Origin of the sequence: Kineococcus aridisoli (assembly GCF_050871885.1) — a bacterium.
GTDB lineage: Bacteria > Actinomycetota > Actinomycetes > Actinomycetales > Kineococcaceae > Kineococcus.
On sequence record NZ_JBJLSF010000030.1, the window covers coordinates 1 to 14,489 of the forward strand.

Sequence of the window (14,489 nt, forward strand, 5' to 3'; positions counted from 1 at the left end):
GCCGGCCCGGAGGACTCCCCACCTCCTCCGGGCCGGCGGCTCGCCGCACGCGCGGGGTGCGTGCAGGGGGCCCGCGCGGCGGTTCACCCGAAAGTTGCTGACTGCTCCACCACCCGCGACGTACAGTGCGGTCACGACGACGGCACCCGCGGGAGGCTCGATGACGACGCGTCAGCACGCAGCAGCCCCCTCGGTACCGCACGCCCCGCGGTGCGCGGCGGTGGTCCACCACCGCGTGCACCACCACCATGTGCGCTCCCACGCCGTCGTCCCTCTCAGAGGCGCCCTCCCCACCGGGGTCGGCGCCTCTCGTCGTGTGTGGAGGTGGATGTGCGCACGCTCGTGCTGAACGCCGGTTACGAACCGCTCGCGGTGGTGTCCTTCCGCAGGGCCCTCGTGCTCGTCCTCGCCGGGAAGGCGTCGGTGGTCCTGGCCGACGCCGATCCCGTCGTCGGCGCCACGGTGAGCCTGGAACGCCCGTCGGTCATCCTGCTCACCCGCTACGTGCGGGTGCCGCGCGGCACGGTCGTCCCCGTCAGCCGGCGCGGGGTGCTGCGCCGCGACCACCAGCGCTGCGCCTACTGCCGCGGGCACGCCACCACCGTCGACCACGTCCTGCCGCGCAGCAGGCGGGGACCGGACAGCTGGGAGAACCTCGTCGCCTGCTGCGTGCGCTGCAACAACGCCAAGGGCGACCGCACGCCGGAGGAGATGGGCTGGACGCTGCCCTTCCGCCCCGCGGCCCCGCGCGGGGCCTCCTGGGCGGTGCGCGGCGCCGAGCAGCCGGACCCCCGCTGGGACTCCTTCCTGGCGGCGGCGGCCTGAGGCGCCCGCCGGGCGCAGCGGACCCGCGGGAAAACGGCAGGACCGCCCGGGGGCGCGCTCGCTAGCGTTCCCGGGTGCGCCGCAGCGAGCCCGCCCCGGCGGCCGACCGCACCCTGACGGTGCGCCGGCTCGCCGGGCCGGCCTCCGTCCTGGCCCTCGTGCTGGGCGTGCTCGCCGCCGTCGGCGAGACCCTGGGCGCCGTCGTCACCGGCCGCATCGCGGCGGGGCCGACGGCCGGGCTGCTGGCCGCCCTGGCGGTGCTGCTGGTGGGCGCGAGCCTGCTGGACACCGCCGGCCGGCTCGCGCTCGCCGGTGCCGTCGGCCGCGCCGAGGGCCGGCTGCGCGCGGACCTGCTGGCCGCCGCCTTCGCCCAGCCCGTGCCCGCCCTGGCCGAGCAGGCCGTCGGCGAGGTCCTCGACCGCGTCGACGACGACCCGCGCCAGCTGGGGCACCTGCTGCGCGAGAGCGTCTGGGAGCTCGGCCGCGGCCTGGTCCGCTCCCTGCTGGGCTGGGTCGTCGCCGGGCTCACCTGGTGGCCGGCCTGGTTCACCTTCCCCCTCGTCGCGCTGCTGGCCTGGCTGCTGGGGCGCCGGCTGACGCGGGAGCTGGCCGCGCGCAAGCTCGCCGAGGAGGTCGCCTGGACCGAGCACGCCGCCCAGCTGGAGGAGGCCGTCGCCGGCCGCGACGACGTGCGCTCCAGCCTCGGGCAGGCGCACGTGGTGCGCCGCTACGCCCAGCTGGCCGCCGAGGTCCTGGCCCGCGTGCTGCGCACCAGCGAGGCGACCGCCGCCGTCGTGCGCCGCACGACCGTGCTGCTGGCGCTGATGTGCTCGGGCCTGGTGCTGGGCGGCGCCCTCCTCGTCGGCGACGGCCGCCTCGGCGTGGCGCAGCTGGTGACGATCTGGCTGCTGTGCGGCGGGTTCGCCGGCGACCTCACCGAGATCAGCGAGCAGCTGCCGTTCGTGCAGGCCGGGCTGGGGGCGCTGCAGCGCGTGCGCGGCCTGCTCGGCGCACCGGCCGAGCCCACCGGCGGGCACCCGCCGCCGGCCGGGCCGCTGGAGGTGCGCGTGGAGCACCTCGACTTCGCCCACCCCGGCGGCTTCCGGCTGCGCGGGGTCGACCTGCGGGTGGCGGCCGGGACGACGTGCGCGCTGGTCGGGCGCAGCGGCTCCGGCAAGTCGACCCTGGCCGCGATGCTCTCGCGGGCCGTCGAGCCGCCGCGCGGGGCGGTCCTGCTCGGCGGCGTCGACGTGCGCGACCTCGACCTGCAGCAGCTGCGCGCCACCGTCGGGGTGGTCACCCAGCGCACCGAGGTCCTCGCGGGGTCGCTGCGCGAGAACATCACCCTCACCGCCGAGGTCGACGACGCCCGCGTGCGGGAGGCGGTCGCAGCCCTGGGGCTGGACGACTGGGTCGCCGGGCTGCCCGACGGCCTGGAGACCCTCCTCGGCCCGGGCGGGACGACCCTGTCCGCGGGGGAGGAGCAACTGGTCGCCTTCGCCCGCCTGCTCGTGCGCGACGTGCGCGTCGTCGTCCTCGACGAGGCGACCGCGCGGATGGACCCCGTCACCGAGCAGCGGGTCGGCGCCGCCGCAGAGCGGCTGCTGGCCGGGCGGACCGGGCTGGTCGTCGCGCACCGGCTGTCGACGACGCGGCGCGCGGCCACCGTCGCCGTCCTCGACGACGGCCGGCTCGTGCAGCACGGCCCGCGCGAGGAGCTCGCCGCCACCCCCGGCCCGTTCGCCGACCTGCTGGCGGCCGCCGGGCACGGGCACCCCGACGAGCACCCCGGCGCGCAGCCGCCGCCCCGGCCCGGTGGGCACGCCCCGCCGCCGCGCCCGCGGCGCGAGCGCCCCCCGGCACCGGCCGGGCCGGTGCACCTGGCGCGCGCCGTGCTGCAGGCCGTCCTCAGCCACCCCCGCTGGGGGGTCCTCGGGGCGCTGATGTTCCTGCTCTCCTCGCTGCTGGGCCCCTACGGCGCGCTCAGCGGCTGGTTGTGGGGCCTGGTGGTGCAGGGGCTCGGCGCACCGGGCGCCTCGGCGGCCGACGTGCGGCTGCCGGCCGCCGGCCTGGTCGCCACGCTGCTGGCCGTGCCGTTCCTGCTGGGCGTGGCGCTGCGGGTCTACCCGGCGTGGTGGAACGCCGTCACCCTCGCCCTGCGCCTGGCGGTGCTGCGCGGGCAGACCGGCCAGCGCCGGCCGGTGCGGGTGCCCGCGGGGGAGGTCACCGCCCGCTCGCTGGACTCCGAGCGGTTCGTCTTCTACGTCGACCGCTGGGTCGACGTCGTCATCGGCGTCCTCGTCGCGCTCGTCACGGCGGCCGTGGCCCGCGACGCCGCGGCGGGCGCGGTCGTGGCGGCGGTGATGCTCGGCTCGGCGCTGGTCTCGGTGGCCGGGGCCGGCGCCTCCGGGCGGCGCGGGCGGGTGGCCGGGGACGCGCGCGCCGCCTTCGGCCGCGCCCTCGGCTCGGCCGTCGACGCGGCCCGCACCGTCAAGCTCGCCGCCGCGGTGCCGGCCGTGCTGGCCTCGCTGGGCCGGGTGGACGCCCGCCGGGTGCGCGCCTCCGTCGTGGAGTTCCGCGTCCGGGCCGTCCTGGAGGGCGTTCCGGGGATCCTCGTGCAGTGCGGCGTGGTGCTCACCTGGGGCCTGCACCTGCTGGGCTGGTGGTCGCTGGCGCAGGCCCTGCTGGTGGCCGCCGCCGTCGCCGGCGCCTCGTACTACGGCACGGTCGCCGGTGCGGTCGTCACCGAGGCGCCGGTCGCGCGCGAGTGGCTGCGGGCGGTCGCGGCGCTGGCGGGCGGGACGGACCTCGTGCGGGTCCCGCCGTCGGTGGACCTCATCGCCGGCACCGCGCCCGCCCCGCCGCCACCGCCCCGCGAGCCGCTGCGCGAGCTCGTCGTGGAGTCGCTGGCGGCCGTCCACGACGACGGGACGGTCGGCGTGCAGGACGTCGACCTGCGGGTGCGGGCCGGTGAGCTGGTGCTGCTGACCGGGCGGGTCGGCGCCGGCAAGTCGAGCCTGCTGGCCGCGCTGGCGGGGCTGGTCGACCACGAGGGCGCGATCCGCTGGAACGGCACCGACGTCGAGGACCCGCAGACCTTCCTGCGCCCGGGCCGGGTCAGCTACGTGGCGCAGGTGCCGCGGGTGCTCTCGGGCAGCTTCGCCGACAACGTCGCCCTCGACCACGCCCACGCCCGCGCGGGCGCCGGACGTGCCGTGCGCGACGCCCGCCTGGAGCGCGACGTCACCGACGCCGGCGGGGACGGCGCCCTGGTCGGCCACCGCGGGGTGCGCCTGTCCGGGGGGCAGGTGCAGCGGCTGGCGCTGGCCCGGGCGCTGGCCACCGGCGCGGAGCTGCTGGTGGCCGACGACGTGTCCTCGGCGCTGGACGCGCGCACCGAGGTGGAGCTGTGGGAGTCGCTGCGCGCGCGGGGCACCACCGTCGTCGGCTCCTCCTCCAAGCGCTCGGCGCTGCTGGCCGCGGACCGCGTGGTGGTCCTGGCCGACGGCCGGGTCGCCGCGGTGGGGCCGTGGCGGGAGCTGCAGGAGCGCTGGGGGCACCTGGCGGGCTGATCCGGGGGCCGGGGGTCCGTCGCCCGGGGGAGGGCCGGGTCCCCCCGGGCGCCGACGCGCCGCCCGCGCGGGGGGTGCGATCCTCCTGGCATGGACGAACGAGGACAGGGCGACTCGATCGACGCGGTGCTGCGCCAGCTGCTGGGGCAGGGGCTGCGCACCGGGCGCATCGACCCGCAGGCGGAGCGGCTGGCCGCGCAGGGCATCGACAAGCTCAAGGCGTTCCTGGGCTCGACGCCGGCCGGCGGCACCCGCACCGGCGGGCCGCAGGTGCCGGCCGAGGACGTCGTCGACGCGGTGGCCGAGGACGCGGTGGCCGAGGACGTGGTGGCCGGGGACGCCGTGAGCGCGGACGTGCTCGACGTGGTGGCGGCGGGCCGGCCGCTGCTGCGGCACACCATCCCGCTCGCCGACGGCACGCGCGTGGAGGTGTCGGTGCCCGAGCGGCTCACCGCGGCCGACGTCGAGCGCATCGCGCGGGTGCTGGCGGCCCTGGTGGTCGAGGAGTGAGCGCACCCGCGCGCGAGGTGGAGGTGACCGGCGTCGTCCGGCTCGGGCAGTTCCTCAAGCTGGCCGGTGCGGTCGACTCCGGCGCCGAGGCCCGGGAGGTGCTGACGGCCGGGGAGGTCACCGTCAACGACGAGGCCGAGGAGCGCCGCGGGCGCCAGCTGGCCGACGGCGACGTCGTGCGGCGCGGCACGCAGTCCTGGCGGGTGCGCGTCACCGGCTGAGGACGGGCGGCGGAGGGCTCCACCCGGGCGGCCGGGGTGCCGATGACCACCTCGTGCCGCGCCGCGGCGCGCCCTCCGACGACCCTCCCTGGAGAACAGCGGTGTCCCAGCGCCTGCGCGACCTCAGCGTCGCCACGAAGATCACCGCGAGCTTCGCGGTCCTGTGCCTGCTGCTCGTGACGATCGCGGGGGTGGGCCTGGTGCAGCTGGCGCAGGCCCAGGAGCGCCTGCGCACCGTCAGCGAGGAGGGCGTGACGGGCCAGCAGACCCTCGGTCAGGTGCGCACGCAGTTCCAGCGCGCCACCAAGGACCTCTTCGCCCTGGCCCTGGTGCCCTCCGCGGACGCGCAGGCCGCCTTCGAGGAGACCCTCGCCGACGTGGAGGGCACGTGGCAGGCCTACCGCGGCTCCGGCCCCGAGGTGCCCGCCGAGCAGCTGGACGCCGTCGACGCGGCGCTGGCGGACTACGCCGCCGGCACCGAGGTGCTGGTGCGGCTGGCCCTGGCCGGTGACCAGGAGGCGTTCATGGCCACCCGCAACGACGAGTCCATCGCGGTCTCCGCCGGCGGCATCGGGCACTCGGTCGTCAACGACTCCCTGCAGGCCGTGCAGGAGACCGCGACGGCCGTCGCGGCCCAGGACGCCGCCGACGGGGCCGCCGCCCACCGCGCCGCCCGCCTGCTCGTGATCGCCGTCACCGCCGGCGCCGTGCTCGCGGCCGTCGCGCTGTCGGTGCTCATCTCCCGCTCGATCGCGGGTCCGCTGGGGCGCACCCGCCGCGTGGCCGAGGCGCTGGCCGCCGGCCGCCTGGACGAGCGCGTGGAGGTCACCGGCCGCGACGAGGTCGGCCTGACCGCGCTGGCGCTGAACACCGCCCTGGACCAGGTCTCGGGCACGATCCGCACCATCGGCCACAGCGTCCAGAGCCTGCAGGGCGCCTCCGGCAGCCTGGCCGACGTCGCCGAGCGCCTGTCCGCGGGGGCGGGGGAGTCCTCCGCGCAGGCCGACGTGGTGCTGCTGGCCTCCGGCGACATCGCCGTCAACGTCAGCACGGTCGCCGCGGCCGGTGACGAGATGAGCGCCGCGATCCGCGAGATCGCCGCCTCCACCGCCGACGCCTCCGCCGTGGCCACGGCCGCGGTCGCCTCCGCCGAGGACGCGCGCACCACCATCGAGCGGCTGTCGGTCTCCTCCCGGGAGATCGGTGACGTCGTCAAGCTCATCACTTCCATCGCCGAGCAGACCAACCTGCTGGCGCTCAACGCCACCATCGAGGCCGCCCGCGCCGGGGAGATGGGCAAGGGCTTCGCGGTGGTGGCCGGGGAGGTCAAGGAGCTGGCCCAGCAGACCGCGCGGGCCACCGAGGAGATCGTCGGCCGGGTGGCGGCCACCCAGACCGACGCGGCCTCGGCGGCGGCGGCGATCACCGAGATCACCGAGGTGATCGCGCGCATCGACGGGTTGCAGGCCACCATCGCGGCGGCGGTGGAGGAGCAGAGCGCGACCACCAGCGAGATGGTGCGCAACGTCACCGAGGTCTCCAACGGCAGCCAGGAGATCACCAACAACATCTCCGGCATCGCCTCGGCGGCCTCGCGCACGACGGCCGACGCCGGTGCGACGCGCGCCGCGGCCGACGAGGTCTCCGGCGCGGCGCAGGAGCTGCGCGCCGCGGTGGGCGCCTTCCGGCTGTGAGCTCCCCGCGCTGAGCCCGCCCGGCTCGCGCGACGGCCGCGGTCCCCGGCAGGGGGCCGCGGCCGTCGTCGTGCGCGCCCGGGTGTGACGTGCGCCGCGCGCGCCCCGTCCGGCTTGAGTTCCCGCGTCCGCGGAACGATGATTGGTGCACGAACCATTGGTGCATGAAGGAGTAGTCGTGCCCGAACGCCACACCGACGCGCTGCCCACCTCGCTGCAGCGGCCCCGGTCCCGCCACAAGCTCGTCGACCTGCTGCTCGACGCCGCCTTCAGCTTCACCGGCCCCGCGCAGGTGGGCACCCACGAGGGCCCGCCGCGCGGCCCGCGCACCCGGGAGGAGGCGAGCGCCGGGTACGGGCAGTGGGAGCGCGTCACCGTCGGCGGCCACAGCTACCTCGTCGAGCGCCGTCCCGACGCCTCCTGAGCGCCGGCCGGGCACCGGTCCGGCGGGCGCGGGGCTCAGGTCGCGGCCGGGCGGGCCGATGGGGACGGGTCCGCCGTCCCCGCCCGTCTGGAGCCCACCGTGCCGCTGACCGGAGCGGAGGTCCGCGGCCTGGCCGCGCCCACCGTCGTGGACTGGCTGCGCGAGATCGCCGGCGTCGTCGGGCCCCAGCAGGCGCTGCTGGCGTGGTCGCGCGCCACCGCGGCCACCGGCCTGCACGGCACCGCGCTGACCCCCGAGCAGCTGCAGCGGGCGGGCCAGTGGCTCCTCGGGGACTCCACCGACCCCCGCCTGCGGATCGCCGTGCGCAGCTGCCTGCTGCGCACGCGGGTGCACCGCGCGCTGCGGAGCACGACCCACGAGGAGCACCAGTGAGCCAGTCCCCGGAGCAGTGGCAGGCCTGGCTGGCCGAGCAGCTCTCCTCCGCCGAGGTCGTCACCGACGACGTCCTCTACGAGCACGAGCGCCTGGAGGCCGTCGCCCGGCTGCGCGCCGACGAGCTCGAGCACGTCGAGCCGCTGGTCGGCGACCTGCTGGCCGCGGGGGCGGCGGGGGTGGGCGCCCCGGTGGCGCTGTTCAACGTCGTGCTCACCGGCGCCCAGCTGATCGCCGGCGAGCACGGCCTCACCGGCTGGATGGCCGAGGCCCGCGCCACGCCCGCCGAGTGGGCGCCGTGCGCGCAGGTCGTCCGCTCCGGCGCCCAGTACGTCGTCCCGGACCTGAGCGCCGACGAGGCCACCCGGCACAGCCCGCTGACGGTCGTCGACGGCTTCCGCGCCTACGCCGGCGTGCCCGTGCGCACCGGCGACGGCGCCGTCGTCGGCTCGGTCTGCGTCCTGGACACCACCCCCCGCACCTTCACGGAGAGCGACCTCGACCGGCTGCGCGCGATCGCCGCGCGGGCCGTCGAGCGGCTCGAGGCGGCTGCCGGGCAGGGGTGAGCCGGCGGTCCCGGCCGCACCGGCCGCGTCGGTGCGGAGGTCAGTGACCGCCGCCCAGGTGGCCGGCCAGGCGCTGGTGCATCGCCGAGCTGGCCTCGTTCAGGCCCGTGATGCGCACCTGCTTGCCGCGGGCGGCGTACCTGGTCTCGACGGCGTCCAGCGCGGCGACGGTGGAGGCGTCCCACACGTGCGCGGCCGTCAGGTCGATGACCACCTGCTGCGGGTCGCCGGCGTAGTCGAACTGCGTCACGAGGTCGTCGGAGGAGGCGAAGAACAGCGCTCCGCTCACCGAGTACACGCGCGCGCCCTCGGGGCTCAGCGCGCTGGTGACCTCCACCAGGTGCGCCACCCGCCGGGCGAAGAGCAGCGCGGCGACCAGCACACCGACGACGACGCCGATGGCCAGGTTCTCGGTGGCGACCACGACGACGACGGTGGCGACCATGACGGTGGTCTCGGACTTGGGCATGCGCCGCAGCGTGGCCGGGCGCACCGAGTGCCAGTCGAAGGTCCCCACCGCCACCACGACCATCACCGCGACCAGGGCGGCCATCGGGATGAGAGCGACGACGTCGCCCAGGCCGACGACGAGGACGAGCAGGAAGACGCCGGCCAGGAAGGTGGAGGCGCGGGTGCGGGCACCGGCCTTCACGTTGATCATGGTCTGGCCGATCATGGCGCAGCCGCCCATGCCGCCGAAGAAGCCGGTGATGACGTTGGCCGCGCCCTGCCCCCACGCCTCGCGGGACTTCGACGAGTGCGTGTCGGTGACGTCGTCGACGAGCTTGGCCGTCATCAGCGACTCCATCAGCCCCACCAGCGCCATGCCGAGCGCGTAGGGGGCGATGACACCCAGGGTGTCCAGGGTCAGCGGCACGTCCGGCAGCAGCGGGAAGGGCAGGCTGTCGGGAAGCTCTCCCTCGTCGCCCACGGTCGGCACCGCCAGGTGCGCGGCCAGCGTGACGACGGTGAGCAGGACGATCGCGACCAGCGGGGCCGGGACGGCCCTGGTCAGGCGGGGGAGGAGCACCATCAGCGCGATGCCCGCGGCGACCATCGGGTAGACGATCCACGGCACGTCGCGCAGGTGCGGCACCTGCGCCCAGAAGATGAGGATCGCCAGGGCGTTGACGAAGCCGACCATGACGCTGCGCGGCACGAAGCGCATCAGCTTGGCCACCCCCAGCACGCCCAGGACGACCTGCAGGACGCCGGCGAGGACGACGGTGGCCAGCAGGTGGTCCAGGCCGTGCTCGCGCACCAGCGGGGCGATGACCAGCGCGACCGCGCCGGTGGCGGCGGAGATCATCGCCGGTCGCCCACCGAGGACGGCGGTGGAGACGGCCATGGTGAAGGAGGCGAACAGCCCGACGCGGGGATCGACGCCGGCGATGACGGAGAAGGAGATGGCCTCCGGGATCAGCGCCAGGGCGACGACGAGGCCGGCGAGGGCCTCGGTGCGCAGCACCCGGGGGTCCAGCCACGGGGGCCGTCGGCGGACCGGTGCCGGCAGGGCGGCGCCTGCGGTGGGCGCGGGAGTGGTCGAGGAGGCCAAGAGCGGTCCGTTCCGGGTCGTCGGGGTCGTCGGGGTCGTCGGGGTCGTCGGGGCGCGGCCGGGAACGCGGCCGACCGGCGCGCAGGTGCGCTGCGGGGTCTGGCGGGGACGGGTTGCGCCGTCCGGGTGCGGCGCCCCGGCCCGTCCCGAACCCTACCCTCACGTAAGGGTAGGGTCCGGGACGAGCCGCCCACCGACCCGCTGGACGACGAGACGAGGACGAGTGAGCACCACGCCCGAGCGCCGGACACCACCGCTGCGGCACCCCGCCGCGGAGCGGGCACCCGTGCCCGCCTCCCGCGGGGCCGGGGACGACCTCGTGGTCCGCCGGCGCGCCCGCCCGACGCTGGCCACGGCCTTCGACCCGCGCAGCAACAGCCTCGACGTGCTGCGCCTGCTGCTGGCCGGCACCGTCGCGGTCGTCCACACGATGCTGCTCGGCTCCGGCCACCAGCCGCAGACCGGTTCCACCGACCTGGGCAGCCTGGCCGTGGACGGCTTCTTCGTCCTCTCCGGCTTCCTCGTCACGGCCAGCTACCTGCGGCTGGGCTCGTTGCGCCGCTACGCCTGGCACCGGGCGCTGCGGATCCTGCCCGGCTTCTGGGCCGGCCTGCTGGGCACCGCCCTGCTCGTCGCCCCGCTGATGGCCGTGCTCACCGGCCGCAGCGCCACCTCGGTCTTCACCGGCCCGGGGTCCGCGCTGAGCTACCTGACCTCCAACGCCGCGCTGCTGATGCGCCAGTTCGGCATCGCCGGGCTGCCCGGCACCGGCGGCGCCCCGGACGTGGTCAACGGCGCCCTGTGGACGCTCTTCTTCGAGGCCGCCTGCTACGGGATCGTCGCCGTCCTCGGCGTGCTGGGCGTCCTGCGCCGCCGGCGCCGGCTCGTCCTGGTCCTGCTGGCGCTCCTGTGGGCGCTGACCATCGCCGCCACCGCCGGCTTCAACCCGCTCGGCTCGACGATCATGCTGCGCTTCGCCTTCGTCTTCCTGCTCGGCGCCGCCGCGCACCTGTTCGCCGACCGCGTCCCGGTCAGCGGGGTCCTGGCCCTGATCGGCGTCGCCCTCGTCGTGACGGGTCTGCACCTGCTGCCCGACCACCGGGCGCTGGCCGGGCCCGCCTTCGCCTACGTCGTCGTCTACGCGGTGGTGCGCCTGCCGCTGCGGTGGCGACCGCGCTGGGACCTGTCCTACGGCGTCTACGTCTGGCACTGGCCGATCGCCCAGCTGCTGGTCGCCGCCGGCGCCACCGCCCTGACGACCGTGCCGTTCATCGCGATCAGCCTGGCGGTCACCGCCGTGGTCGCCGCCCTGTCGTGGAACCTCGTCGAGCACCCGGCGCTGAGCCTCAAGGGCGCCGCCTGGGTCACCCGGTGGGCACCGGGACGGCGTCGTCGCAGCTCGCAGCGGCGCCCCCGGCAGGATTCGAACCTGCGACCATCGGATTAGAAGTCCGGTGCTCTATCCACTGAGCTACGGAGGCCGGTGTGCGCACCCTACCCACGACTGGCGGCGGCGCCCACGGACTCGACTAGCCTGGGGGCGTGGCTGAATTCATCTACGTCATGTCGAAGGCGCGCAAGGCCCACGGGGACAAGGTCATCCTCGACGACGTCTCGATCTCCTTCTACCCGGGGGCGAAGATCGGCATCGTCGGCCCCAACGGCGCCGGCAAGTCCAGCGTCCTCAAGATCATGGCGGGTCTGGACCAGCCCTCCAACGGCGAGGCCCGCCTCTCGCCCGGCTACAGCGTGGGCATCCTCATGCAGGAGCCCGAGCTCGACGAGTCCAAGACGGTCCTGGAGAACGTCCAGGACGGCCTCGGCGAGCTCAAGGTCAAGATGGACCGCTACAACGCGATCGCCGAGGAGATGGCGACCGACTACACCGACGAGCTCATGGCCGAGATGGGTGAGCTGCAGGAGGAGCTGGACCACGCCAACGCGTGGGACATGGACTCCCAGCTGGAGCAGGCGATGGACGCGCTGCGCTGCCCGCCGGGCGACGCCGACGTCTCGGTGCTGTCCGGTGGCGAGAAGCGCCGCGTGGCGCTGTGCAAGCTGCTGCTGGAGGCGCCCGACCTGCTGCTGCTCGACGAGCCCACCAACCACCTCGACGCCGAGAGCGTGACGTGGCTGGAGCAGCACCTGGCCAAGTACGCCGGCGCCGTGCTGGCCGTCACCCACGACCGCTACTTCCTCGACAACGTCGCCCAGTGGATCCTGGAGCTGGACCGCGGCCGCGCCTACCCCTACGAGGGCAACTACTCCACCTACCTGGAGAAGAAGGCCGCCCGCCTGGACGTGCAGGGCAAGAAGGACGCCAAGCTGCAGAAGCGGCTGAAGGACGAGCTGGAGTGGGTCCGCTCCAACGCCAAGGGCCGCCAGACGAAGTCCAAGGCCCGCCTGGCCCGCTACGAGGAGATGGCCGCCGAGGCCGAGCGCACCCGCAAGCTCGACTTCGAGGAGATCCAGATCCCGGCCGGCCCCCGGCTGGGATCGGTGGTCATCGAGGCCAAGGACCTCAAGAAGGGCTTCGGCGACCGCACCCTCATCGACGGCCTGTCCTTCTCGCTCCCGCGCAACGGCATCGTCGGGGTCATCGGCCCCAACGGCGTCGGCAAGACGACGCTGTTCAAGACGATCGTCGGCCTGGAGCCCCTGGACGGCGGCGAGCTGAAGATCGGCGACACCGTCAAGCTGTCCTACGTCGACCAGTCCCGCGGCGGCCTGGACCCCAAGAAGACGCTGTGGGAGGTCGTCTCCGACGGCCTGGACTTCATCCAGGTCGGCAACCAGGAGATGCCCTCGCGCGCCTACGTCTCCGCGTTCGGCTTCAAGGGCCCGGACCAGCAGAAGCCGGCCGGCGTCCTGTCCGGCGGTGAGCGCAACCGGCTCAACCTGGCGCTGACGCTCAAGGAGGGCGGCAACGTCCTGCTGCTCGACGAGCCGACCAACGACCTCGACGTCGAGACCCTCGGCTCGCTGGAGAACGCGCTGCTGGACTTCCCCGGCTGTGCCGTGGTCGTCAGCCACGACCGCTGGTTCCTGGACCGGGTGGCCACCCACATCCTCGCCTACGAGGGCACCGAGGAGGACCCGGCCCGCTGGTACTGGTTCGAGGGCAACTTCGGCGGCTACGAGGCCAACAAGATCGAGCGCCTCGGCCCGGACGCCGCGCGCCCGCACCGGGTGACGTACCGCAAGCTCACCCGCGACTGACGGGAGCGCTCGCCGCGCCGTCGCCGCTCACCGGCGCCGGCGCGGCGGGCACCACCCGGTCGCGCCCGCCCTCCTTGGCGGCGTAGAGGGCCGCGTCGGCCCGCTCGAACAGCTCCGCGGGGCTCTCCAGCCCGCTCCAGCACGCCACCCCGGCGGAGAACGTCTGGCCCGCCGGCGTGCGCGCGCGCAGCCCGTCCACGAGGGCGAGCGCCGCCTGCAGGTCGTGGCCGAGCATCAGCAGGACGAACTCCTCGCCGCCCCAGCGGCCCAGCATCGCCGCGCGGCCCGGGCCCACCCCGGCGTGCGCGGCGTCCAGCCGCCCGGACCAGGCGCCCGCCGCCGCCACGAGCAGGCTGTCGCCGGCCTGGTGGCCGAAGGTGTCGTTGAAGGCCTTGAAGCGGTCCAGGTCGATCACCGCCACGCACAGCGGAGAGCCCTCCGCGCGGGCGCGGGTCTGCATCCGCTCCAGCTCCGCGTCGCTCGTGCGGCGGTTCGGCAGGCCCGTCAGGGCGTCGGTGCGGGCCATGTCCGCCAGCCGGGTCGCCTGCCGCTCCAGGTGGCGCAGCAGCCCGGACATGCGCATCACCACGAGCAGGAAGAGCACCACCGAGGACAGCGCGACGGCCCAGGCCTCCAGCCGCAGCCCGAAGGCCAGCTGCAGCATCAGGGTGCCGGGGGCGATGAGGCTGGCCAGCGTGAGCGCCGCCAGGCGGCGGCGGGTGAAGCGGGTGTCGCCCTCGCCGGCGCCGTCGCTGTCGGTGAACTGGCGCATCGAGGGGTGCAGCGCGGCCGCCGCGAACGAGACGTAGCCCAGCAGCCACAGCACCGTCGTGAGCCCGGGGGTGTACCCGGTGGTCATGACCGCGTACTGGTAGGTGCAGTCGGCGACCAGCAGCAGCGCGTTGGCGGCCATCAGCCAGCGGAAGGCCGCCGTGCGCGCACCCCGGGTGGTCAGCAGCCGCACCAGCATGGCCAGCAGCAGCACGTCGCCCACCGGGTAGGCCGTCGCGAGGACGCGGGCCGCGGTGGAGGTGCCCGCCGACTCCAGCCCCGGGCGCATGAGCAGCACCCACGCCAGGAGCGCGAAGCCGACCGTGAAGATCAGCGAGTCGATGACGCCCTCGCGGTCGCCCTGACCCCGCCGCGCGCGCACGAAGCACCAGAACCCGGCCGCGATGAGCGCGTAGCTCGTCAGGTACAGCGCGTCGGCGGGGGAGGGGAAGGGCGAGATGCCCAGCACCCAGGTGTAGACCGTCCACAGCACGTCCGCGCACGCCCACACGGCGATGCCCGCCGTCGTCAGCCACCAGCCCGCCGCCGCGCGCGGGCGGTGCCGGCGGATGCCGACCGCCATGAGCGCCACGCAGCCGGCGCTGATCGCCGAGTACAGCACGTCGCGGCCGAGCCCCACCGGCAGCAGCACGCACACCACGGACAGCACCCCGCCCACGGCGAGGTGCAGGCGGAGGAGCGTGTCAGCGCGCGAGGAGGCCACGCTGACGCATCGGCC

The 14,489-nt window shown here is 75.7% G+C and carries 12 protein-coding genes and 1 tRNA gene; 10 read left to right on the forward strand and 3 right to left on the reverse strand.

Features of this window, described 5'->3' with window-relative positions; translation table 11 throughout:
• The first annotated feature begins 330 nt into the window (after nucleotides 1-330).
• From ACRYM2_RS10335 to ACRYM2_RS10370, 8 genes are all read left to right on the forward strand, one after another.
• Complete coding sequence (locus ACRYM2_RS10335; RefSeq protein ID WP_166617572.1) at nucleotides 331-825, forward strand: HNH endonuclease; 495 nt, start codon at nucleotides 331-333, stop codon at nucleotides 823-825.
• A gap of 74 nt (nucleotides 826-899) precedes the next feature.
• A complete protein-coding gene (locus ACRYM2_RS10340; protein WP_432522033.1) occupies nucleotides 900-4,397 on the forward strand; it encodes an ATP-binding cassette domain-containing protein in 3,498 nt (1,165 codons plus the stop codon).
• A 90-nt stretch (nucleotides 4,398-4,487) separates the two neighbouring features.
• On the forward strand, nucleotides 4,488-4,907 hold the full coding sequence (locus tag ACRYM2_RS10345) for a hypothetical protein (RefSeq protein ID WP_432522035.1): 420 nt from the start codon (nucleotides 4,488-4,490) through the stop codon (nucleotides 4,905-4,907).
• A complete protein-coding gene (locus tag ACRYM2_RS10350) occupies nucleotides 4,904-5,128 on the forward strand; it encodes an RNA-binding S4 domain-containing protein (RefSeq protein ID WP_432522037.1) in 225 nt (74 codons plus the stop codon). The genes ACRYM2_RS10345 and ACRYM2_RS10350 overlap by 4 nt, the downstream gene beginning before the upstream one ends.
• A 101-nt stretch (nucleotides 5,129-5,229) precedes the next feature.
• Nucleotides 5,230-6,822, forward strand: a complete 1,593-nt coding sequence (locus ACRYM2_RS10355; RefSeq protein ID WP_432522039.1) for a methyl-accepting chemotaxis protein — start codon at nucleotides 5,230-5,232, stop codon at nucleotides 6,820-6,822.
• Between the two features lie 178 nt (nucleotides 6,823-7,000).
• On the forward strand, nucleotides 7,001-7,246 hold the full coding sequence (locus ACRYM2_RS10360; RefSeq protein ID WP_432522041.1) for a hypothetical protein: 246 nt from the start codon (nucleotides 7,001-7,003) through the stop codon (nucleotides 7,244-7,246).
• 99 nt (nucleotides 7,247-7,345) lie between these two features.
• Entirely contained in the window at nucleotides 7,346-7,639 is a 294-nt protein-coding gene (locus ACRYM2_RS10365; protein ID WP_432522046.1) for a hypothetical protein, read from the forward strand.
• Nucleotides 7,636-8,205 (forward strand): GAF domain-containing protein, encoded by a 570-nt coding sequence (locus tag ACRYM2_RS10370; RefSeq protein ID WP_432522048.1) that lies wholly within the window; start codon nucleotides 7,636-7,638, stop codon nucleotides 8,203-8,205. Before ACRYM2_RS10365 ends, ACRYM2_RS10370 begins: the two co-directional genes overlap by 4 nt.
• A 40-nt stretch (nucleotides 8,206-8,245) precedes the next feature.
• Here ACRYM2_RS10370 and ACRYM2_RS10375 read toward each other — a convergent pair whose 3' ends face one another.
• Nucleotides 8,246-9,718 carry a SulP family inorganic anion transporter gene (locus ACRYM2_RS10375; protein WP_432522096.1) on the reverse strand — a complete coding sequence of 491 codons (1,473 nt, stop codon included), beginning with the start codon at nucleotides 9,716-9,718 and terminating at the stop codon, nucleotides 8,246-8,248.
• On the opposite strand from ACRYM2_RS10375, the gene ACRYM2_RS10380 reads away from it, so the two are divergent.
• The gene (locus ACRYM2_RS10380; protein WP_432522098.1) at nucleotides 9,612-11,207 is read left to right on the forward strand and encodes an acyltransferase family protein; all 1,596 of its coding nucleotides are present in this window, start codon (nucleotides 9,612-9,614) and stop codon (nucleotides 11,205-11,207) included. The genes ACRYM2_RS10375 and ACRYM2_RS10380 overlap by 107 nt on opposite strands.
• Here the strand turns inward: ACRYM2_RS10380 and ACRYM2_RS10385 are convergent.
• Nucleotides 11,169-11,241, reverse strand: a tRNA-Arg gene (locus ACRYM2_RS10385). The genes ACRYM2_RS10380 and ACRYM2_RS10385 overlap by 39 nt on opposite strands.
• A 61-nt stretch (nucleotides 11,242-11,302) precedes the next feature.
• On the opposite strand from ACRYM2_RS10385, the gene ettA reads away from it, so the two are divergent.
• On the forward strand, nucleotides 11,303-12,979 hold the full coding sequence (gene ettA, locus ACRYM2_RS10390; protein ID WP_432522050.1) for an energy-dependent translational throttle protein EttA: 1,677 nt from the start codon (nucleotides 11,303-11,305) through the stop codon (nucleotides 12,977-12,979).
• Here ettA and ACRYM2_RS10395 read toward each other — a convergent pair.
• Complete coding sequence (locus tag ACRYM2_RS10395) at nucleotides 12,966-14,420, reverse strand: GGDEF domain-containing protein (protein WP_432522052.1); 1,455 nt, start codon at nucleotides 14,418-14,420, stop codon at nucleotides 12,966-12,968. The two genes, ettA and ACRYM2_RS10395, sit on opposite strands and share 14 nt — an antisense overlap.
• Nucleotides 14,421-14,489: the final 69 nt, after the last annotated feature.